This is a genomic window from Amycolatopsis sp. M39, from assembly GCF_001651785.1.
GTDB classification, from domain to species: domain Bacteria; phylum Actinomycetota; class Actinomycetes; order Mycobacteriales; family Pseudonocardiaceae; genus Amycolatopsis; species Amycolatopsis rubida.
Genome location: NZ_LWSF01000008.1, coordinates 191445 through 211237, shown reverse-complemented (window position 1 = coordinate 211237; position 19793 = coordinate 191445). Strand labels below are relative to the sequence as shown.

Genomic DNA, 19793 nt, shown 5'->3' with positions numbered 1-19793 from the left:
GCGAGAGTTGATCCACGCGACCGTCTCCACCGTATCCACGCCTCAAGGGCGGTGTCCATACGACGATCGGGGGGAAGGTCGATCACCGGAATTGACTGGTTGGGCCAGCGCTTCGACGCCTGCCATCTGGCCGAAATAGATTTGACTAGGAAATGATAATTGCCGTCCAACTGGCGAGATGAGCGTCAATGAGCGCCAGATCCGTCGCTTTGCCGGGTGTCACGAAGTTTCGGTCACGGATTTCGTAGGCTTTCCCCAGTCGTGCGTCACTGTCCTGCGCAGGGACAGGGTGGTTGCCAGGCTGGCAACGCCGGTCAGGGAGACGGCGACAGCGACTGGCAGAAACTCCGCGATCCCGCCGAACAGGGCCGGCGCCGCTCCCTGCGTCGTCATCGTCCCGGTGTTGAGGAGTGCGAAACTTTGCCCGCGTAGCTGCTCGGGCACTGCGGCCAGGAAGGCCCGCTGGATCCCGAGAAGGTAGGCGAATCCGCTGCCCGTGACAATGAAGACCACGACAACAACCGGGTAGGGCACGGGCAGGGTCAGCAGAACAGATGGCAGCGCGAGGGTCAGCAGCAACGCGAGCACCAGACGCTCCCTCGCAGCGGGCTCCAGCAGCCGCCCGACGGCGAGATCTCCCACAAGCATACCCGCAGGCAGGCAGGCCAGCAGGAAGCCGGCCTGGGTCGAGGTGAACTGACGTTCCGCACAGTAGGGGATCAGCAGGCTCTCCGCCGCCGCGGCGAAGCCCGACGGGATGCACTGGACAAGCAGCAGCTTTCGCACGGCAGGGATGCCGAGGAGCTGCCTGTTGCGCTGCCAGCTCGCCCGTACGACCGCTTCTGGTTTGTTTCGTTCCGGCCGAGCTTGCCGCGGCAAGCACAGCCGCGTGGTCAGCGCAGCTGCGAGATGAAGCACCGCTGTCGCGGCCATGGTGTGCTCAGCACCCAGCACGGCCGTGACCACGCCGCCGCCGGCCAGCCCGGCCAGCTGAGCACCGACCGCGACGAGGTAGAACAGGGACCGCCCGAGCACGTATGCGTCCCCGTGCAGTGCTTCGGCGACGAACAGGCTCGACGCCCCGGTGAAGACCGGCGTTGCACACGCGACCGCGCCGACCAGTATCAGGCCGACCGTGACCGGCAGGTGCGCATACGCCAGAGCCATCCCGGTCAGGCACTGGGCGAGGTAGCCGGTCGCGATGAGCTCGCGTGGCGGGAATCTGTCGACCAGCGCCCCGAGAAAGGTTCCGCCGATCGCCTGCGGCAGGAAACCGATGCTGAACGCCACCGCGGCCAGCAACGGCGAGTCGGTCCGGTTGAACACCAGGATCGACAGGGCGACTGACCGCAACGCGTCGGCGGTGACGCCCAGCGCGCGGGCGGCGAACAGGACCCGAAACCGGTGGTCAGCGAAAACCTGGCCGTACGTCGCCTTTTCCCCCGGGGCTTCTTGCATGCTCCGATGCTCGCGAGGGTCACTGTCAGCGTCCAATGTTACGTCTCACAGCGTAACATCAGGCGATGCTGACCTGGGAACTCGATGCTGACGACCTCCTTCGCACCCGCTTCGCGCTGTCGCCGATCGCCGAGCTCGACTCCCTGCTGCGCAAGCTTGCCGGCCTGTCGCCGGACCCGCTCCCGGAGCACTGGGCCGCGACCCTGCGGCCCGCGTTCGAAGACCTGCGTCGCCGGACGGCCCTGAACGCGGTGCTGGCGCTGAAGAGCAGGCACTACGAACCGTGCTTCACCGCGCCGCCGCCCGTCGGACCGAGACAGACCTTCGAGGAGGACATTGTCGCTGTGCGGGGCACTTCACTCGCTGCCGCCCGCGCAGAGATCGACTTCTGTCTCGGTGTCCGTCCCTGCCGCAACAAGGCGGTGATGTGCGTGCTCGCCGCGACAGATGTCGTGTCGCGGATCGGCGATGCCCTCCACGCCGCCTGGCACGAACTACTCGAACCCGAATGGCCCAGACTCCGGGCGATCGCGGAACGGGACATCGTCTACCGGCTCGGCCAGCTCGGCCGGCACGGCTGGCTCACTACTCTGGGCAGCCTCAACGCCCGTATCCGCTGGGCGGGCGGCGCACTGACCGTTCCGCGGCACCGACCCAGCAAACATGTGACCAGCGACGGCCGCGGCCTGCTACTCGTGCCCTCGGTCATGCTGTGTCCCCGGGTGGGGATTTTCTCCGAACCCGCATGGCCCAGGACCATCGTCTACACCGCCCGGGGCAGTGATGCCTTCTGGTCGGCCGCAGCGGACCCGGACACTGCCGATCTCGACCGGCTCCTCGGACGAAACCGATCCCGGGTACTCCTTGCCCTCGAACTACCGGCGAGCACAACACAACTGGGCCACAGCCTGAAGATCTCCACCGGTGCCGTCGGCGACCACTTGTCCGTGCTGCGTCACGCCGGTCTCGTCGACAAAGCCCGCTCCGGCCGGACGGTGCTCTATTCCCGCACACCGCTCGGAGACGCCCTTGCGGGCGGTGCCGACGTTGCGGTCGCAGGATAGAGACTTCTTCCGGCAAAGCCCGACAACTGCGTGTGTCCGACCTGCGAATAAGAGTTCCTGAAATGCCCGCGACGCTGTCGGCGACGCTGGGCTTGCGGCGTGTCCTCTTGCCGCACTGATTGATCGGGTAGCCCTGATCAGGTACGACTGGCGTCAGGGTGGTTGACCACCGGAGAGACGGCATCGCCTGCCTGGGTGCCCCTCACTCGTTGCGGAGTGGGAGGTTTTCGTGCCTGCGAAGATCATGGATGGCACCCGGCCGGCCCAGTCACTGCTGGCCGAACCCCACGGCGGGCGCTCAGCGTTTCGTAGATCGGACCGGCCGTAAGACGGTCTTGGCGACGGTACTTGTGGGGAATGATTCCGCCTCGCATGCCTAGGTGAAGATGAAGCGCAATAGGTGTCGGCGGGTCGGCATTGACCCACGCAGTATCGAACTTCCCGACTGCACCACGACTGACGAATTGATCGCACGGATCGGCGGGTTGTCGGCCGACCCGTCGGTGCACGGAATCGCCCGGCTCCGGATCCAGCACCCGTCTCACCCCGCCCGGTCGACCTGGCCGAGGCGATCAGGGTGCGGTCGCTCAGCGGCGAGGCCAGGTTCATGCCGACCTCGCGAGGCCAGAGCAGGTGCGGCAGACCAGCGCGAGCGATCGGCGGGGCGATCGTGGTTGCGGTGAGTTCCCCGGACAGCTCCGGCCTTTCTGCCAGACATGCCAGCAGCGATTCCTTGATGCCCAGCCGGTCGGTCAACGGACGCCGCTGCGCGGAGAACTGGTCCACCGTGTCCGCGACGTGCGGCATCCGCCCGGTCACCACGAGGTAACCCCAGCCCAGCACCAGCCCCACCTCCCCGGTCGCGGCGAACGCGACCTCGTCAGGCGGCTCGATTCGACCGCGGGGCCGGGCGTCGATCAGCCACCGGCCCGCGCTCGTGTCGGCGAAAAGCCGGAGATGTGCTCCCGCAGCCCGTCCTGGGCCTCGAAACGCAGCCGGATCGGCTGCGACAGCACTTCGGTCGCCCCGCCGGCGAAGTCCAGCATCTGCAGCAGCACCGCCTCGGCCCGCGACGCGCATGGTGACGACCGGTTCTGACCAACACCTGCGGGCCCGGCCGGTGACGCTGCCCGCGGTGCGACCCGAACCGCCGCACCGGCTCCCGCCCCGCCGCCGGTACTGGCTCCGGATCCCGGACCGGTACCACCTTGCCACCGCCCATCGCGACCGCTGTCCAGCGGCGTGGGCCAAGCCGCGTTCTGCCGCAGCTGGCCGTGCGCCGCGGCGAAGCCGGTCTCAGCGATCGCCAGATTCGTCCAGACGCAACTCTGGGACCACCGCGACCACCGTCTGTCCTCGTCCACCGCACGATCGAAGAATGCTTCCGCGAGAACGCCTGCGGCGGCCCGCTCGCCGATCCTCGGGCGGACCGAAGAGATGGCCTTGCCGGAAGAGAGATCGGGCGGGAGCGGCGGATTCCTGTACTCGGCGCGGAGTTCTCGTTCGCGGATCTTCTTCGCGCACGCCGGCGAGGACCTGCCGCCGGCGTGCGCGTGCGGTGCGGGGACGCTCGTTGGCGAACGCGACGATCTTGGCGGACTCTCCCGTTGTCCGGGTGCGTGGGTCAGGTGACGGTGGCGGTGATGGTGAAGCAGGTGTTGCGCAGCAGGTATGAGCCGTCGGGGCGTCGGTAGGGCGAGATGGACTCGGTGATGGTCTCCGTCGCCCGCGCCAGGCCGGCGTGGCCGATCGCGGCCGCCGCGGGGCCGGTGGAAAGGAGCCCGCGAAGGGCGGTCTCCTGATCGGGATACTCCCAGGGGCATTCGACGGTCCGGTCGGGGGAGAGGGTCAGGCCCGCGTGTGACAGCAGGCGGCGGACGGATGCGGGATCGGTCAGGTCCGGCGACGGTTGCGCTCGGCGCGGTGTCGCCGGCATCAGCCCGCCGAGATCGAGGAGGTACGCCAGCGCGTCGCAGTCGGTGAGCGGGTCCCACGCGGCGATGGCGATGTGCCCTCCGGGCCGGGTGACGCGAATCGCCTCGGCGATGACCTTGGCGGGATCGCGTGCGAAGTGGAGGCTGTTGAACGCCGTCACCGCTGAGAACTCGTCGTCAGGGAAGGGAATCTGTTCCATGTCGCCGATCCGGAAGGTTCCCGCGGAGGTCCGGGTGCGTGCGATGGCGACCAGGGCGGCCGACGTGTCCAGCCCGCTGACCCTGATGCCCCGCCCGGCGGCCAGCCTGGCGAACCCGCCGGCGCCACAGCCCAGGTCCAGCAACTGCCGTCCCGGAGAGGGCGTCAGCTCGTTCAGGACGGCGAGCCACGCGGGGCGGGCGGTGCGTTCCTGGATCTCGGCCCAGTCGCGCGCGTTGGCGTTCCAGTGTTTCCCGCCTGGCGCCGCCGTCCCCGGCTTGTTCTCAGCCACCCGCGACCGCGGTGAAGAACTCGATCCGATCGTCGTCGCCCAGCGGCATGGCCCTGTCGGGGTGCGGAATCAGTTCGCCGTTGAGGAAGACGCGGTGTGCTGTGCGGAGGTTTCCGGTGTTGTCGAGAAGGACCCGGTCCATCGACGGGAATTTCGCGGTGAGTTCGGCGAGTGCGCCGGCGAGTGTGGTCGCGTCGATCGCGACCCTGTGGTTGTTGTTCGCGGCGCGCAGGAGGATTCCCGTGAACTGGATGTTCATGCGCGGTCTCCGTTCTCCTTGTGGCGGCCCGATCGTGCCACCACGCCTGCCCCGAGGTTGACTTCCAGGATGTCGTTGGTTCCCGCGACGATCGGGAGACCGGTGAAGTCGCGCAGGAAACGGCCCAGATGCGGTGTCCCGTAGAAGCCCTGGCCGCCCATCACGCGAAGCGCTGATTCGAGCACGAACCGGATCTGGTCCGCCGCGAAACACTTGGCCGCGGAGAGCGTGGGATCGAACACCGGCTCGGCGCGGCCCGCTTCGACATGGGAAAGAGCGTGATACAGCATGGCCCGAGAGGATTCGATCGCCACGTACATCCGCCCGAGCGTCGATTCCACGTTCTTCAGCCCGGCGACCGGTTCGCCGTAACGGACACTGCCCGACAGCCACGCGACGCAGTCTTCGAGGACCCGCTGCGCCCGTCCGAGCGGAGCGCAGGTGATCCACAGCCGTTGATCGCTCAGGAATCGTTGCGCGTGGGTGAGCCCGTCGCTCGGTTCGAGGATGCGTTCCGCGGTCAGCGGAACGTCCTGGAAGGTCAGGGACGCGGCTCCCGCGGTCCGCATGCCGACAGGTTCCGCCGGCGTCACCGTCACGCCGGGGTCGCTCCGTTCCACCAGGCAGGCCACCATGTCCCCGGTTTCATCGAGCGGGTAGACGAGGAAGACATCGCTCATGACGCCGGCCGTCACGTAGGACTTGTGGCCGGACAGGACAAAGTCGCCGCCCTTGCGCCGGAGCACGGTGCGGAAGGACCAGGCGTCCGCGTCTTCCGTATAGGCGACGCCCGCGCAGACGGCCCCTCGGCCGATCGGTTCGGCGTACTTCTCGATCAAGCCGGGCCGCCCCGACTCGTGGATGAACCGCGCGATGTCGATAGCGTGGTTGACGATCATCGGGAGTGCGGAATCCAGGCAGCGGTAGCCGACCTGTTCGAGCACCATGCCCCAGGTCAGGACATCGGCCCCGGTGCCGCCGATGTCCGGGGGCAGGGAAAGCCGGTGGTACCCGGCGGCCGCGAGCGCGCCCATCAGGTCCGCCGGAGGCGGAAGCCGTGCCTCGTCTCGTTCGACCACGGTCTCGCCGACCTTGTCGAGCAGCGTTCCCCAGCGGGATCGGACCATGTCGGCGATCTCGGCCCGTTTGCCCGTGACATCGAGCACTGACTGCCTCCAGTCGTCGGAGTGGGACTCTCAGTACACCGTCGGGCCTTGCGGCAACGCAGCCGTGCTGAGCAATCTAAATGTTGAACATGTTGAACGGCCGAGCATCTCCTCTCCGGACCAGGTGGAGGCACTATGTCGGGCAGCGCGCGCAACGACCGGCTTCGGGACCTGCTGGACGCCGGCGGATGGAGTTTCGACTGTCTGGCGCGCGCGGTGAACAAGGCGGGCTCCGAGGCCGGGTTGTCGTTGCGCTACGACCGGACAGCTGTCGCGCACTGGCTGACCGGGACCCGCCCTCGCGGCCCGGTTCCCGCACTGATCGCCGAAGTGCTGACCCGAAGGCTCGGCCGCCCGGTCGCACTCGCCGACCTCGGCATGGACCTGGCCACGGCCGAGCAGCCCGCCGGAAGCGCCGGCAGCGGGATCGCGGCGCTGACTGAGCTGGTCCGGACCGACCTGGATCTCGTCGGCCGTCGCCGCCTCGCTCGCTCGGTGTACCGGCTGGATGTGCTTGTGGCGCCCGCGTGGCCGGAGGGGGGATGGGAGGACCGCTGGCAACGCGAGCCCGACCGGGACTCGGCGCGGTCGAGCTTGGACCACCACCTGATTCAGGCATTCGTCTCCGCCAATCACCGGTTCGGCGGCGGTCGCGGCAGGAGCGCGCTGACCGCCTACCTCGCCGATGACGTCCTCCCGCACCTCGCTCGCCTGGAAACCGGTACCGCGCATCGGCGCCTGCTGGGTTCGGCTCTCGACCTCGTGCTGTTGATCGGGTTCGCGTGCTTCGACAGCAACGAGCACGGGCTGGCCCAGCGCTACTATCGCATCGCGCTCGACCTCGCGGTCCTCAACCGCGACCCGCTCCGGTACGCCATCGTGCTGCGTGCGCTCAGCCTGCAGGCGTCTCATCTCGGGCACGGGAGGCCTGCCCTGGGCTTGGCTCTCGCCGCGCTCTCCGCGGGGGACCCCCACGCCCAGCCGCACACCAGTGCCTTCCTGCATGCCCAGGTGTCACTGAGCTACGCCGCGCTCGGGCGCGGGCAGGCGGCGCTCGCGTCGCACCGGCGTGCTCACGAGAGCCTCAGCCGGGCCACCGGGCCGGCACCGACCTTCGGTTCCTATCACCGGGGCGAGCTGAACTACCATGCCGCATCGATCCGGGTGTTCGACGGCGATATCTCCGGGGCGGCGGAGTCGCTGCGTTCCGCGCTGCGCCATTACCCGCCCGCCGAGCGCCGCTCGCGCGCTTTGACACTTGCCCAGCTCGCCGAACGACAACTCGACCTTGGCCTGCTCACTCGCGCCTGCGCCACCGCGGACCGTTTCCTCGATGCCTGCTCGAGTCTGTGCTCCGGCCGAGTGACCATCGCGATGCGTGATCTGAGAAAGCGCCTTCGGCCATTCCACCGGAACTCCGAAGCCCGCGCTTTCCTCCAGCGGTGTGCGGCCTTACCCGATTCCTGTGCCGGCTTCACTCGTTCGGGCATCTGAAATAGCTGTGCGCGAGTGTCCATTGTGGATTATCTGGGCCGTTTCTGGGCCATCCGCCGATCAGAATCGCGGACGTCCTGGGTGTGCTCTCGCAGCCGAGTCCGGGCTCGCACGGTCGGCAGGTCGGACTGTTTCACTGCGCCGACGGCGACGTCGCGGTACTTTGGCAGGTGCCTGGCCGACGGTATATCCGCCGGCCAGGCACCACTTTGAGGTTTTCTTCCCCTGCGCGGTTCGCCTACGGCAGGGCGCGGATCCCGTGACGGTTAGCCGTGCCTTGCAGGTCTGTCGCCCAGCTGTGGGCAAGCGCTCGGGATTAGCAGGTCTTCTGGTCGGCCCACCACTGCTGCCCGGCTTCGGGCAGGGTCTGGATCGGGTCGTAGTACGGGTACTTCCGCTGCAACGCCTCGGGGTCCTCGTGCTCGATTCCGGTCCGGTAGTTCTTGGTCCAGTAGGAAATCCCGAGATCCCGGTCGTACTCAGCCAGCTGGTGCACCCACCGCTTCCCGACGTAGGGCACATCGCACACGATCCGCGGCGTCGCGTACCCCGGCAGATACCCCATGATCGAGTGCTGCAATTCCTGCGCTTCATGCACGGAAACCCGCCAATGCTCCGCATTCGGAATCATGTCGCACATGTAAAAATAGTAAGGCAGGATATTGGCCTCGCCCTGCAAAGCAAAGCAAAGATCCAGAAGCGCGGCCGGAGTGGCATTGACCCCGCGCATCAGCACGCCCTGATTCCGCACGTCCCGCACCCCGACCTGCAACGCCGTCCGGGCCGCCTCCGCCACCAATGGCGTCACCGACTGCGCGTGGTTCACGTGCGTGTGGATGGCCAGGTTCACCCCGCGCGCCTGCGCCGTCAAAGCGACCCGCTGCAGGCCCTCGGTCACCTTCGGCTGGAGCCAGTGCTGCGGGAGCGCCGCGAGGGCCTTCGTGGCGAGGCGGATGTCGCGCACCGTCTCGATGTCCATCAGGCGCATCAGGAACGACTCCAGCTGCGGCCACGGCACGTTGGCCACGTCGCCGCCGGAGACGACTACGTCGCGGACGCCGGGGGTGCGCTTGAGGTAGTCGATCATGGCGTCCTGGCGGTCCACCGGCTTGAGCGCGAGCTTGTGCTTCTCCACCTGGTCGGTCGAGTTGCCGACGAGGTCCATCCGGGTGCAGTGCCCGCAGTACTGCGGGCAGGTCGAGATCATCTCGGCCAGCACCTTCGTCGGATAGCGGTGGGTGAGCCCCTCGACCACCCACATCTCGGCCTCGTGCAGCGAGTCGCGTTCGGCGTGCGGGTGGCTGGGCCACACCGGGTCCCGGTCGCTGCGCACGGGAAGCATGTAGCGGCGGATCGGGTCGGCGTAGAACGCCTCGGTGACCTTCGCCGGGTCGGTCCCCGCGTGCGGGGCCATCGTGTTGATCATCTGCGGCGGCAGCAGCATCGACATGGTGGCCATCTCGCGCTGGTCGGCGAGCAGGTCCTCGTAGAACCGGTCCTCCAGCAGGTCGCCCATCAGGGCGCGCAGCTGTTTGACGTTGCGCACGCAGTGCACGCGCTGCCACTGGGCGTCCCGCCACTCCGCGTCGGTCACGTCGTGCCAGCCGGGAAAGCGGCGCCAGTCGGGCTCGGCCAACTCGGCGCGGACGTACTCGTACGGCTGGTCGAAGGCGGCGGCAGTCGGCACAGGTTCCTGGATCGCAGTCATCTGTACTCCTAGTCGTCGGGAACGCGTGAAAATATCCTGCCATAACGTTAGTCGACCGTAAATATTTCTGCACGGTGACCCGGTCGGCTCGGCCCGGAAGACCAGGCGGGAGACTCGGAGAGTGAACGACAGCACCACGCTCCTGCTCGGCGGCCGCGTCTACACCCCGTCCTCTCCCGACGCGACCGCGATGGCGGTTTCCGGCGGCACCGTGGTGTGGGTCGGCCAGGACGCCCCGGCCCGCGCGCTGCACCCGGACGCCGAGGTCGTCGACCTGGGCGGGGCGTTCGTCGCGCCGGCGTTCGTGGACGCGCACGTGCACGCCACCTCGACGGGGCTGCACCTGACCGGTCTCGACCTGACCGCCGTCCGCAGCTCCGCCGAACTGCTCGCCGCGGTGCGCGACGCCGTCGTTCCCGGGCAGGTCCTGCTCGCGCACGGCTGGGACGAATCGTCCTGGACCGAGCAGCGGCTGCCGAGCCGCGCCGAGCTGGACGACGCCGCCGGGGACACGCCCGTCTACTTGAGCCGCGTCGACGTCCACTCCGCTCTGGTGTCGAGCGCGCTCGCCAAACTCGCGCCCGGCGTCGAGTCCGCCGCCGGATGGTCCGCAGACGGCCCGGTCACCCGCACCGCCCACCACCTGGTCCGCGGCGCGGCGCGGGACGCGGTCACCCGAGCGCAGCGCCAGGCAGCCCAGCGCGCGTTCCTCGCGACGGCCGCCGCGCGCGGGATCGTGTCGGTGCACGAATGCGCTGGTCCGGACATCTCCGGCGAGGAGGACTTCGCCGACCTCCTGGCGCTGGCCGACCCGGCGCTGCCCGAGGTCGTCGGCTTCTGGGGCGAGCTGAACGCCCTCGGCACCGCCCGCCGCCTCGGCGCGCACGGCGTCGCCGGAGACCTTTTCGTGGACGGCGCGCTCGGCTCCCGCACCGCGGCGCTCACCGCGCCGTACTCCGACGAGCCCGGCACCTCCGGCTCCCTCTACGCTGGCGCCGGAGTCATCGCCGACCATCTCGTGGCCTGCACCGAAGCCGGGCTGCAGGCGGGCTTCCACGTCATCGGAGACGCCGCCGTCGGCGAGGTGATCGAAGGGTTCCGGCTCGCCGAGAAGCAGGTCGGCCAGCGTCCCCTCGCCGCGCGGCACCACCGGCTGGAGCACCTGGAGATGGTCACCGCGGACCAGGCGCGCGCACTCGCCGGATGGGGCGTCGTCGCGTCCGTGCAGCCGCTGTTCGACGAGGCCTGGGGCGGCGGCTCCGGCATGTACTCGGAACGGCTCGGCGACCGGGCGGCAGCGCTGAACCCCTTCGCCCAGCTCGCCGCCGAGGGGGTCGTGCTCGCCTTCGGCAGCGACGCCCCGGTGTGCGCGGTCGACCCGTGGGCGGCGGTCCGCGCGGCTGTGCACCACCACACTCCCGAAGCACGCCTCTCCGCCCGCGCCGCGTTCACCGCGCACACGCGCGCCGGACACCGCGCGGCGGGCGTCAACGACGGCGTCACCGGCAGCCTCGTCCCCGGCGCGCCCGCGCACTACGCGATCTGGGACGCGGCCGACCTCGTCGTGGCCACGGCCGACAGCCGCGTGCAACGCTGGTCCACCGATCCGCGCTCAGGCGTGCCGCCGCTGCCGAGGCTGGAGCCGGGCACGCCGCTGCCGCGCTGCCTGCGCACCGTCCGCGGCGGCACGGTCATCTACGACGAGTTCACACCGTCGGCTTAGAGTTCCGGGTGTGGCAGTGAACGTGGCGGACGCCGATTCGGGCGTTCCGCACAAGACCAAGCGAAAGCGGGAGTGGAAGCCCTGGCTCGCGCGCGTCGCGGCGACTGCGGCGACGGGCTGCGGCTATTACCTCAGCTTCGCGCCGCGCCCGCTGTGGTGGCTGGCCCCGATCGCGTTCGCCGCGTTCGCCCTGGTCCTTCGCGGGCGGTCGTTCCGCGGCGCGTTCGGGTACGGCTTCGTGTTCGGCATGGCGTTCTTCGTGCCGCTGCTGGTGTGGCTGCAGGACTTCCTCGGCCGCGACTTCGGGCCGCTGCCGTGGCTGGCGCTGTCGTTCGCGCTGTCGCTCTACTTCGGACTCGCCGGATGGCTGATCCGGGTCGTGGCGCGGCTGCCGCTGGCGCCGCTCTGGGGCGCGCTGGTGTTCATCGCGCTGGAGACGCCGCGCACGTGGTTCCCGCTCGGCGGGTTCCCGTGGGGCCGGGTCGCGTTCAGCCAGCCCGAAGGCGCGTTCCTGTCGCTCGCGTCGGTCGGCGGCGCGCCGCTGGTCGGTTTCGCCGTGGTGCTCACCGGTTTCGGCCTCGCCGCGGTCATCAGCAGGCTCTGGCGCACGCGCGAAGCCTGGCACCGCGCGCTGGTGTGGCCCGCCGTGTTCACCGTGCTTCCCGCCGCGGCCGGGCTCGCGGTGTGGCCGACGATCGGCACCGAGGCGCAGAACGGTTCGCTCACCGTCGGCTCCGTGCAGGGCAACGCGCCGGACATCGGCCTGGCTCTGCAAGGACAACGCGGGGTGCTGCGCGCGAACGCCCTCGCCGAGAGCGCCCGCCTGCTGCGGAAAGTCCAATCAGGACAGGCTCCGAAGCCGGACCTGCTGCTGTGGCCGGAAACCTCGACCCCGCTCGACGGCGACGACCCGGCCGTCGACCAGATGGTGTCGGCCTTCGGCGCTCCCGCGGTCATCGGCGCGCTCGTGCGCACCCCGGACGGGGCGGCGGAGAACTCCGCGGTCGTCTGGGACCCCGACACCGGCCCGGGCCAGCGTTACGTCAAACAGGATCTGGTGCCCTTCGGCGAATACGTGCCCGCGCGCGCCGTCGCGCGGCTGGTGACGCCGTTCATCGACGACACCCGCGACATGCGTCCCGGCGACGGCTCCAACGCCGCGCTGTCGGTCGCGGGCACGAAGATCGGCGTGTTCATCTGCTACGAGTCGGCGTTCGACGCCCCGGCCCGCGACGCGACCAACGCGGGCGGCGAACTGCTCGTCGTGCCGACCAACAACGCTTGGTACGGGCCGGGGGAGATGAGCTACCAGCAGCTGGCGATGGCGCGGCTGCGCGCGGTCGAGCACGGGCGCGCGGTGGTGGTGTCGGCGGTGTCCGGGGTGAGCGCGTTCGTCGCCCCGGACGGGACGATCACCAGCTCCACCCGGCTTTTCACGGCGGATGCCCTGGTCGGGCGCGTGCCGCTGCGCACGCAGACTACGCTGTCGGATCGAATCGGTGCGTGGACGGAGTACGGACTGCTGGCGTTGGCGATCGCGGGTGTCGCCGGCGGGTTCGTGCTCCGTTTTCGCACCCGGCGCGGTACCGGCACGACAGTGCCGGCCTCGGCAACGGGGACCACAGCAGGGGAAGCGGCGGACTGATCCGCCGGATGCGGAGGACACGGATGGCGCAGGCGCCGCGGGGGGCCGAAACGATCGAACCGGTGCTGGTGGTGATCCCGACCTACAACGAGCGGGACAACCTCGGCCCGGTGCTGGACCGGCTCCACAAGGCACTCCCGGACGTCGACGTGCTCGTCGTCGACGACGGCAGCCCGGACGGCACCGGCGAGCTGGCCGACGAGCGCGCGGCCGCGGACAAGCGGGTGCACGTGCTGCACCGCACCGCGAAGGAAGGCCTCGGCAAGGCCTACATCGCCGGGTTCCATTGGGGGATGGAGCGCGGCTACGCGACGTTCGTGGAGATGGACGCCGACGGCTCGCACGCCCCGGAGGACCTGCCCCGGCTGCTGGACGCGGTCGGCGACGCGGACCTGTCGATCGGGTCGCGGTACGTGCCCGGCGGCAGCACGGTGAACTGGCCGCTGCGCCGGACGCTGCTCTCGCGCGGGGCGAACCTGTACTCGCGGATCGCGCTGGGGATCAAGGTCGCGGACATGACCGCCGGGTTCCGCGCGTACCGCCGTCCGGTGCTGGAGAAGCTGGCGCTGAACGAGGTCGCCTCGCACGGCTACTGCTTCCAGATCGACCTCACGCGCCGCACCGCGGACGCCGGGTTCGACATCGTCGAGGTGCCGATCACCTTCACCGACCGGGAGATCGGCGTGTCGAAGATGAGCGGCGGCATCATGTCCGAGGCGTTCTTCCGGGTCGCGGAGTGGGGCGTGCAGCGCCGCCTGGCCCAGCTGAAGAAGCTGCTGGGCCGAGGCTGACCGCTACTTGAGCACGCGGTAGGTGAGGTGTTCGGCGCCCGGCGTCGACACCGCACCGAGCGGTTCCAGCCGCACCGTTGCGGGATTTCCCTCGGGGAACAGCGGGGTTCCGCCGCCGAGGACGATCGGGGCGAGGTGGATCCGCAGCACGTCCGCCAGCCCGGCGTGCAGGACCTGCGAAGCGATCGACCCGCCGCCGATCACCATGACGTCCTTGCCGCCCGCGGCCGCGCGAGCCTGGGCGAGCGCGTTCTCGATGCCGCCGGTGGCGAACCGGAACCGCTCGCCCAGCCGGATCTTCTCCGGACCGGCGTGCGTGACGACGAACACCGGCGGCGCGGGGATGCGGTCCTCGCCCTCGCCGTACCCGTCCTCGTCGGCCCAGCCGTTCGGGCCGTCCACGACGTCGAACATGGTGCGGCCCATGACGACCGCGCCGGTCTCGATGAACGAGCGGTGCAGGATCTCCGCATCGCGCGGCGTCGGGTCGGACACCCACGCGTGCAGCGGTTCGCCGCCGGCGCCGAGCCCGTGCTCGGGATCGGCGCCCGGTCCGGTGACATAGCCGTCCAGCGACATCGAGATGTCCACGACGACCCGGCTCGCGCCCGGCCGCTCCGCGTCGCGCGCGAGTTCGTCGAGCCGGTCCATCGAATCGCGGATCCCGCGTTCCATCCCGCTCGCGACCATCGCGTCGCGGGCCTCGACACTCGGGAACACCGACCGGGTCCGCAGCCGCGTCCGGCCGTCGACGTCTTCGAAAGTCAGGGTTTCCAGGCTGACGCTGCCCGACGCGCCCTCGTACTCGAAGGTCTGGACGATTCGCTCGTTTCTCTCGACGGCGTGGAACACGCCGCGGAAAACGTGCTCGCTGCCGTCGGTGTCGACGTGCGCGTAGCGGTACGCCCCGCCGGAGTGCGCGGCGAACTCGTGGATCCGCATCTCGACGTCGCGCGGACCGAGCCAGCGGGTCAGCAGATCGGGGTCGGTGCAGGCGCGGAAGAGCTGCCCGGGCGACGCGTCGAAATCGCGGACGATCTCGATGAACGGGCTGCCGGGCTGGGCGGTGATGGTGGTCGGGTTCATCGGTCCTGCTCCTTGGTTTCTTCGAGGACGGCGTCGAGGCGGCGGAACTCGCGTTCGCGGGTCAGCCGGTAGGCGTCGATCCAGCTGGTCAGCTCTTCGAGAGCGGCGGCGTTCAGATGACACGGGCGGCGCTGTCCGTCCCGGCTGCGCGTGATGAGCCCGGCCGCCTCCAGCACCTGGACGTGCCGCGACACGGCTTGTTTCGTCACCGGGAACGGCTCGGCCAGCTCGTTCACCGTTGCTTCGCCGCGCGACAGCCGGGCGATCAGCGCTCGCCGGATCGGGTCGCCCAGCGCGGTGAAGGCCCGGTCCAGCCGGTCCTCGACGTTGTCAACGGACATCTTTATCAACCGATCTCTTTATCAATCAGTTCGTTGACTATATGCCCGCCGCGTCGTCCGGGCAAGAGGCGCAGCGGGATTCAGTGCTTGCGCACCGAGGTCGTCTCGACGTCGGCTGCCGCGCCGTTCGCCGCGACCGGTTTGAGCGGCGGGATCGGCTGACCGGTCGCGTCGACCAGCACGGAGTGGTCTTCGCCGGGGGAGAAGGCATGCCGCTCGCCCCACTGCCGAAGCGCGACGACGACGGTGAACAGGTCGCGTCCGGCCGGCGTGAGCGAGTAGACCTGCCGTTTGCCCGATTCCGCGGTCTGCCGGTCGAGGACGCCGCGCTCGACGAGACGGCGGAGCCGGTCGGTGAGGATGTTGCGCGCGATGCCGGTGCGCTGCTGGAAGTCGGTGAACGAGCGCGCGCCGTCCATCGCGTCGCGGACGATCAGCAGGCTCCACCGGTCGCCGACGAGGTCAAGGGTGCGGGCCACCGGACACGACGGGTCGGTCCAGGCCGGGGTGCCGTCCACGCTCGCGCGCCTCCTCGATGAGTTGCTCTTTGAAACCATTCTGCCGTACGGTGCGATTAGTTGCAATTCGCTACTCATTGGGGGAGTCATGGGCCGCACCACGGGCCGCCGGACGGTGTTCGCCGCGGTGTGCGCGGTGGCCGTCGCGAGCATTTACGCCGCTCAGCCGGTTCTGGCCGAGATCGGCACGGACCTGGGCGTGCCGGGCGCCGGACTGGGCTGGATCGTCGCCGCCGGACAGCTCGGCTACCTCGCCGGTCTCGCCGCGCTCGTCCCGCTGGGCGACCTCGTCGACCGGCGCAAACTCATCGCTGTGCACCTGCTGCTGACCGCCGTCGGGGCCGCCTTGGCCGCAGTCGCGACCCAAACCTGGCTGCTGCTGACCGGACTCGTGCTCGCGGGCCTGTTCGCAGTGGTCGTGCAGACGACAGTCGCCTACGCCGCCGCGCTGTCCACTCCGGAGGAACGCGGCCGCACCCTCGGCGTCGTGACGTCCGGAGTGGTCATCGGCATCCTCGGCGCCCGCGTGGCCGCCGGGGCGCTGGCCGAACTGCGGGGGTGGCGCAGCGTCTACGTCGCGCTCGCGGTGCTGCTGGTGACGCTCGCCGGTCTCGTGCTGAAGACGATGCCGCCGGATCCGCGTCCCGAGGGCACGACGTACCGGCAGGGGCTGAACTCGCTCGGCGGGCTGTTCCGCAAGCCGCTGTTCCTCTCGCGGGGGCTGATCGCGTTCTTCCTGTTCGCGTCGTTCGGCGCGCTGTGGAGCGGCCTGTCGCTGCCGCTCGCCGAGGAGCCGTGGAACTTGGGCACCGCGCAGATCGGCCTGTTCGGACTGGTCGGCCTCGCGGGTGCACTGGGCGCCGCCCGTGCCGGACACTGGGCCGACCGGGGACGCGCGAGCCTCGTCACCGGCGGGGCGCTGGTCCTGCTGGCGGTGTCCTGGCTGGCGATCGGGCAGCCGTCGCTGTGGTTGCTCGGACTGGGCGTGCTGGTGCTCGATTTCGCCGTGCAGGCGGTGCATGTCAGCAATCAGCACCTGCTCACCGCGGCGCATCCGGACCGCACCAGCAGCGTCATCGGCGGGTACATGATCTTCTACTCGCTCGGCTCCGCGCTGGGCGCGGCCGCGACGACCGCCGCGTTCGCCGGGGCGGGCTGGGCCGGCTCCGCCGTGCTGGGCGCGGCGTTCGCCGGGTGCGCGTTCGCGGTGTGGGCCACTGCCCGGCGGCGGACGCGCACCAGAGCACAGTGAACCGGCCCCCCTGCGCAGGGGACGCGAAACGGCCCCCGCGTGGGGAGGTCGCGGGGGCCGTTCCTGTTCGGTGGTGGGAGCCAGCTACTGGCCGAGGCTCAAGCGGACCGGCTGGTCCGGCGTCCCTTGAGCTCGGCGAGACGTTCGTTCAGCAGGTCCTCGAGCTCGGGGATGGAGCGGCGCTCCAGCAGCATGTCCCAGTGGGTCCTGGGGGGCTTGACCTTTTTTTGCTCGGGCTGCCCGCCGTCGACGATCTCGGATTCACTGCCGTGCAGGCGGCACTCCCACACCGTCGGGATCTCGGCGTCGTCGGAGAACGGCACCTCGAACTCGTGGTTCTTGGGGCAGGAGTAGCGCACGGTACGGCGCGGAGCGAGGTCGTGATTGCGGTCGGTCTCGTAGCTGACCGCTCCCAGCCGGCTTCCACGGAGAACACGGTCGGCCATAGTGGGATTCCTTTCAGTCAGCTCCGGGTGGAGCCAGGGTGATGCTCACCCTATGCAACGAACGAGGCATCCGAGGGATTCCCGGCACACCATGTCGCTGCTCACGATGAGCTGCGTCACCCGTGGTCTTCAGCTTCCTCCAGAGGGAGTCCTTTCGCCCTCTGACGTGACGCGGATACCGCCTTCTTAGTGCGGATATCCCCCAGTCGGGCTAGTTAGGTTAGCTCTAGGACAACCGTAACTGACCGTGCTGGGCGGCAGCGGGTCCCAGATCCCCTGAGCGGAAGTGGCGACGGCACAGTACCTGATAACGGACCGTGACCATTTCGGCATCAGACCGTGCTGAAGCTGAAGATTCAACTACGGAGTGTTCGGTATCTGCCACCACAACGGTGTCTCCGTCACGCAGAATCACGTCGTCGCGGACCCGCGCGTTGAACCGGCCGGGCAGCCCGCACCAGCAGAGCACCTCGACCTGGACCGGCTGGAGCTCGTCGGCGATCTCGAACAGCCGGGCGGCCCCGGGAAACAGCCTGCTGCGGAAATCCGTCGCGATCCCGAAGCAGTACACGTCGATGCCGGCCTCGTCGGCGAGTTCGGCGAGCTGGTCGACCTGGACGGAGGAGAGGAACTGCGCCTCGTCCACGATCACGTAGTCCACGTGCTGCCCGCGCGCCCACTGCTCGCGCACCAGATCCCGCAGGTCGGTGCCGGTCGCGACCTCGGTCGCCCGCCGCGCGATGCCGATCCGGCTGGTGATCTGCGGCGCACCGGACCGGTCGTGGCGGACCAGCACGAGACCGCGCCGGCCCTGGCGCGCGTGGTTGTGGTCGATCTGCAGGGCGAGCGTCGACTTCCCGCAGTCCATCGGGCCGTAGCAGAACTTCAGCCGTCCCCGGGCCGGACCGTTGCGCCGGGCCCCGGCAGGCGGGGCCGCGGAAAGCGCGTCGGTGGGGTCGTCGAGCACAACGTCGTCTGCGGCGGTCACGACGACCGACCCTATCTGGGCCTCACAGCACCTCCGGCGGACGGTTGCCGGCGGCCGCGATCGCGCGCCGCACCGGCACCAGCGCGACGAACACGAACCCGAGCACGAAGAACACCACGAGCGCGATGATCGCCAGCCGGAACGACCCGGTCGCCTGCCCGACGCCGGCGAACACCAGCGGCCCGAGCCACGACGTGCCCTTCTCGCCCACGACGTAAAGCGAGTAGTACTGCGCGTCCTTCCCGGCCGGGATCATCTGGCTGAACAGCGACCTGGCCAGCGCGTTCGTCCCGCCCAGCACGAGCCCGATGCCGATCGCCACGGCGAAGAACTGCAACGGCTGCCTCGGCTGCACGAAGTACGCCCCGCCGAGGACCACGACCCACAGCACGAGGCTGACCAGGATCGTCCGCTTCGCGCCGAGGCGTCGCGCGAGCAGGCCGTGCAGAACGCCGCCCGCGTAGGCGAGGAACTGGATCACCAGCACCGTGATGATCAACACCTCGTCGGAGAACCGCAGCTCGTCCTTCCCGTACTGCGCCGAGACCGTGACGACGGTGTTGATCCCGTCCGCGAAGAGCAGGTAGCTGCCGAGGAAGGCGAGCGTGAGCGGATACGCCTTCGCTTCGCCGAGCGTCTGGCGCAACTCGCGGAAACCGGCCCGCAGCACCGAGACGCCGCGCGCGGTCGCGGTCGGCACGTGGCTGCGGGGGAGACGGCGCAGTGTCGGGATGGTGAAAACGGCCCACCAGATCCCCGAGGTCAGGAAGCAGATCCGCACCGCGAGGCCGGTGTCGATGCCGAGGGACTCGCGGCTGAGGTAGAAGGCGAGCTGCAGCGCGAGCGCGAGCCCGCCGCCGAGATAGCCGAACGCCCAGCCCTTGGCCGAAACGTCGTCGCGCTCGTCCGGCGTCGCGATGTCCACCAGGAACGAGTAGTAGACGACCAGCGAACCGCCGTAGCCGATGTTCGCGAGGATGAACAGCCCCGCGCCCAGCTGCCAGTCCGAACCGGCCATGAAGAACATCAGCGCCGAGGCCACCGCGCCGAGCACGGCGAACCCGCCGAGGATCTTGCGCTTGTTGCGGCTGCGGTCGGCCACCGCGCCCGCGATCGGCAGCACCAGAACCTGCACGATCGTCGCCACCGACAGCAGGTAGCCCCACAGCGAACCGGCGGGGAAGTGGAGCCCGAACAGCGACACGTCGCAGTGGTTGAGCTTGTCGTCCGCTCCGGACGCGTTGAGACAAGCCCTGTCCCCGTTAAGGGTGATGTTCTGCTTCGCGTCCGCCGCTGCGACGGTGCTCATGTACAGCGCCCCGAACACCGTCGTGACCGACGAATAGAACGGCGAGTTGGCCCAGTCGTAGAAGTACCAGCCCCACCGTTCCCGCTTGCTGTCCCGGGTCTCGGCCAGCGTCATCCACGA

19 protein-coding genes are annotated in these 19793 nt (G+C 69.5%); 7 read left to right on the top strand and 12 right to left on the bottom strand.

Going from position 1 to position 19793, the window contains the following annotated elements:
* Positions 1 to 219 precede the first annotated feature (219 nt).
* Positions 220 to 1458: an MFS transporter gene (locus tag A4R44_RS21400; protein ID WP_067583468.1), complete on the bottom strand. Its 1239-nt coding sequence runs from the start codon at positions 1456 to 1458 to the stop codon at positions 220 to 222.
* A 65-nt stretch (positions 1459 to 1523) separates the two neighbouring features.
* On the opposite strand from A4R44_RS21400, the gene A4R44_RS21395 reads away from it, so the two are divergent.
* Both A4R44_RS21395 and A4R44_RS52475 read left to right on the top strand, forming a co-directional pair.
* A complete protein-coding gene (locus tag A4R44_RS21395; protein WP_067583465.1) occupies positions 1524 to 2522 on the top strand; it encodes a winged helix-turn-helix domain-containing protein in 999 nt (332 codons plus the stop codon).
* 386 nt (positions 2523 to 2908) lie between these two features.
* Positions 2909 to 3205 carry a hypothetical protein gene (locus A4R44_RS52475; RefSeq protein WP_369805922.1) on the top strand — a complete coding sequence of 99 codons (297 nt, stop codon included), beginning with the start codon at positions 2909 to 2911 and terminating at the stop codon, positions 3203 to 3205.
* Positions 3206 to 3439: 234 nt separating this feature from the next.
* Here A4R44_RS52475 and A4R44_RS48135 read toward each other — a convergent pair whose 3' ends face one another.
* The 4 genes from A4R44_RS48135 to A4R44_RS21380 all read right to left on the bottom strand — a co-directional run bounded on the left by A4R44_RS48135 (position 3440) and on the right by A4R44_RS21380 (position 6372).
* Positions 3440 to 3580 carry a hypothetical protein gene (locus A4R44_RS48135; RefSeq protein WP_157904950.1) on the bottom strand — a complete coding sequence of 47 codons (141 nt, stop codon included), beginning with the start codon at positions 3578 to 3580 and terminating at the stop codon, positions 3440 to 3442.
* Between the two features lie 566 nt (positions 3581 to 4146).
* A complete protein-coding gene (locus tag A4R44_RS21390; protein ID WP_067583462.1) occupies positions 4147 to 4947 on the bottom strand; it encodes a methyltransferase domain-containing protein in 801 nt (266 codons plus the stop codon).
* Positions 4940 to 5206, bottom strand: a complete 267-nt coding sequence (locus A4R44_RS21385; RefSeq protein ID WP_067583459.1) for a MoaD/ThiS family protein — start codon at positions 5204 to 5206, stop codon at positions 4940 to 4942. Before A4R44_RS21385 ends, A4R44_RS21390 begins: the two co-directional genes overlap by 8 nt.
* On the bottom strand, positions 5203 to 6372 hold the full coding sequence (locus A4R44_RS21380) for an acyl-CoA dehydrogenase family protein (RefSeq protein ID WP_067583456.1): 1170 nt from the start codon (positions 6370 to 6372) through the stop codon (positions 5203 to 5205). Before A4R44_RS21380 ends, A4R44_RS21385 begins: the two co-directional genes overlap by 4 nt.
* A gap of 135 nt (positions 6373 to 6507) precedes the next feature.
* On the opposite strand from A4R44_RS21380, the gene A4R44_RS21375 reads away from it, so the two are divergent.
* On the top strand, positions 6508 to 7866 hold the full coding sequence (locus A4R44_RS21375; RefSeq protein WP_067583453.1) for a hypothetical protein: 1359 nt from the start codon (positions 6508 to 6510) through the stop codon (positions 7864 to 7866).
* A 316-nt stretch (positions 7867 to 8182) separates the two neighbouring features.
* Here the strand turns inward: A4R44_RS21375 and A4R44_RS21370 are convergent, their stop codons facing one another.
* Positions 8183 to 9574 carry a KamA family radical SAM protein gene (locus A4R44_RS21370; RefSeq protein ID WP_067583450.1) on the bottom strand — a complete coding sequence of 464 codons (1392 nt, stop codon included), beginning with the start codon at positions 9572 to 9574 and terminating at the stop codon, positions 8183 to 8185.
* A gap of 121 nt (positions 9575 to 9695) precedes the next feature.
* Here A4R44_RS21370 and A4R44_RS21365 point away from each other — a divergent pair, with 121 nt between their 5' ends.
* The 3 genes from A4R44_RS21365 to A4R44_RS21355 are packed head-to-tail and all read left to right on the top strand — an operon-like array spanning position 9696 to position 13733.
* Entirely contained in the window at positions 9696 to 11297 is a 1602-nt protein-coding gene (locus A4R44_RS21365) for an amidohydrolase (RefSeq protein ID WP_067583447.1), read from the top strand.
* A 10-nt stretch (positions 11298 to 11307) separates the two neighbouring features.
* A complete protein-coding gene (gene lnt / locus A4R44_RS21360; RefSeq protein WP_067583441.1) occupies positions 11308 to 12942 on the top strand; it encodes an apolipoprotein N-acyltransferase in 1635 nt (544 codons plus the stop codon).
* Between the two features lie 23 nt (positions 12943 to 12965).
* On the top strand, positions 12966 to 13733 hold the full coding sequence (locus tag A4R44_RS21355) for a polyprenol monophosphomannose synthase (protein WP_037806192.1): 768 nt from the start codon (positions 12966 to 12968) through the stop codon (positions 13731 to 13733).
* Positions 13734 to 13736: 3 nt separating this feature from the next.
* On the opposite strand, the gene A4R44_RS52470 is transcribed toward A4R44_RS21355, so the two are convergent.
* The 3 genes from A4R44_RS52470 to A4R44_RS21340 all read right to left on the bottom strand — a co-directional run bounded on the left by A4R44_RS52470 (position 13737) and on the right by A4R44_RS21340 (position 15717).
* A complete protein-coding gene (locus A4R44_RS52470) occupies positions 13737 to 14819 on the bottom strand; it encodes an SRPBCC domain-containing protein (RefSeq protein WP_093574938.1) in 1083 nt (360 codons plus the stop codon).
* The gene (locus A4R44_RS21345) at positions 14816 to 15160 is read right to left on the bottom strand and encodes a helix-turn-helix transcriptional regulator (RefSeq protein ID WP_067583439.1); all 345 of its coding nucleotides are present in this window, start codon (positions 15158 to 15160) and stop codon (positions 14816 to 14818) included. The genes A4R44_RS52470 and A4R44_RS21345 overlap by 4 nt, the downstream gene beginning before the upstream one ends.
* An 80-nt stretch (positions 15161 to 15240) precedes the next feature.
* Positions 15241 to 15717 (bottom strand): helix-turn-helix domain-containing protein, encoded by a 477-nt coding sequence (locus A4R44_RS21340; protein WP_067583437.1) that lies wholly within the window; start codon positions 15715 to 15717, stop codon positions 15241 to 15243.
* A gap of 49 nt (positions 15718 to 15766) precedes the next feature.
* Between A4R44_RS21340 and A4R44_RS21335 the strand changes: the two genes are divergently transcribed.
* Positions 15767 to 16930, top strand: coding sequence for an MFS transporter (locus tag A4R44_RS21335; protein WP_067583434.1), 1164 nt, complete (start codon positions 15767 to 15769; stop codon positions 16928 to 16930).
* Positions 16931 to 17028: 98 nt separating this feature from the next.
* On the opposite strand, the gene A4R44_RS21330 is transcribed toward A4R44_RS21335, so the two are convergent.
* The 3 genes from A4R44_RS21330 to A4R44_RS21320 all read right to left on the bottom strand — a co-directional run bounded on the left by A4R44_RS21330 (position 17029) and on the right by A4R44_RS21320 (position 19787).
* Entirely contained in the window at positions 17029 to 17376 is a 348-nt protein-coding gene (locus A4R44_RS21330) for an RNA polymerase-binding protein RbpA (protein ID WP_009078445.1), read from the bottom strand.
* A 226-nt stretch (positions 17377 to 17602) separates the two neighbouring features.
* A complete protein-coding gene (locus A4R44_RS21325; RefSeq protein WP_067583431.1) occupies positions 17603 to 18364 on the bottom strand; it encodes a thymidine kinase in 762 nt (253 codons plus the stop codon).
* Between the two features lie 22 nt (positions 18365 to 18386).
* Positions 18387 to 19787 carry an MFS transporter gene (locus A4R44_RS21320; protein WP_067583428.1) on the bottom strand — a complete coding sequence of 467 codons (1401 nt, stop codon included), beginning with the start codon at positions 19785 to 19787 and terminating at the stop codon, positions 18387 to 18389.
* Between the last annotated feature and the right edge of the window lie 6 nt (positions 19788 to 19793).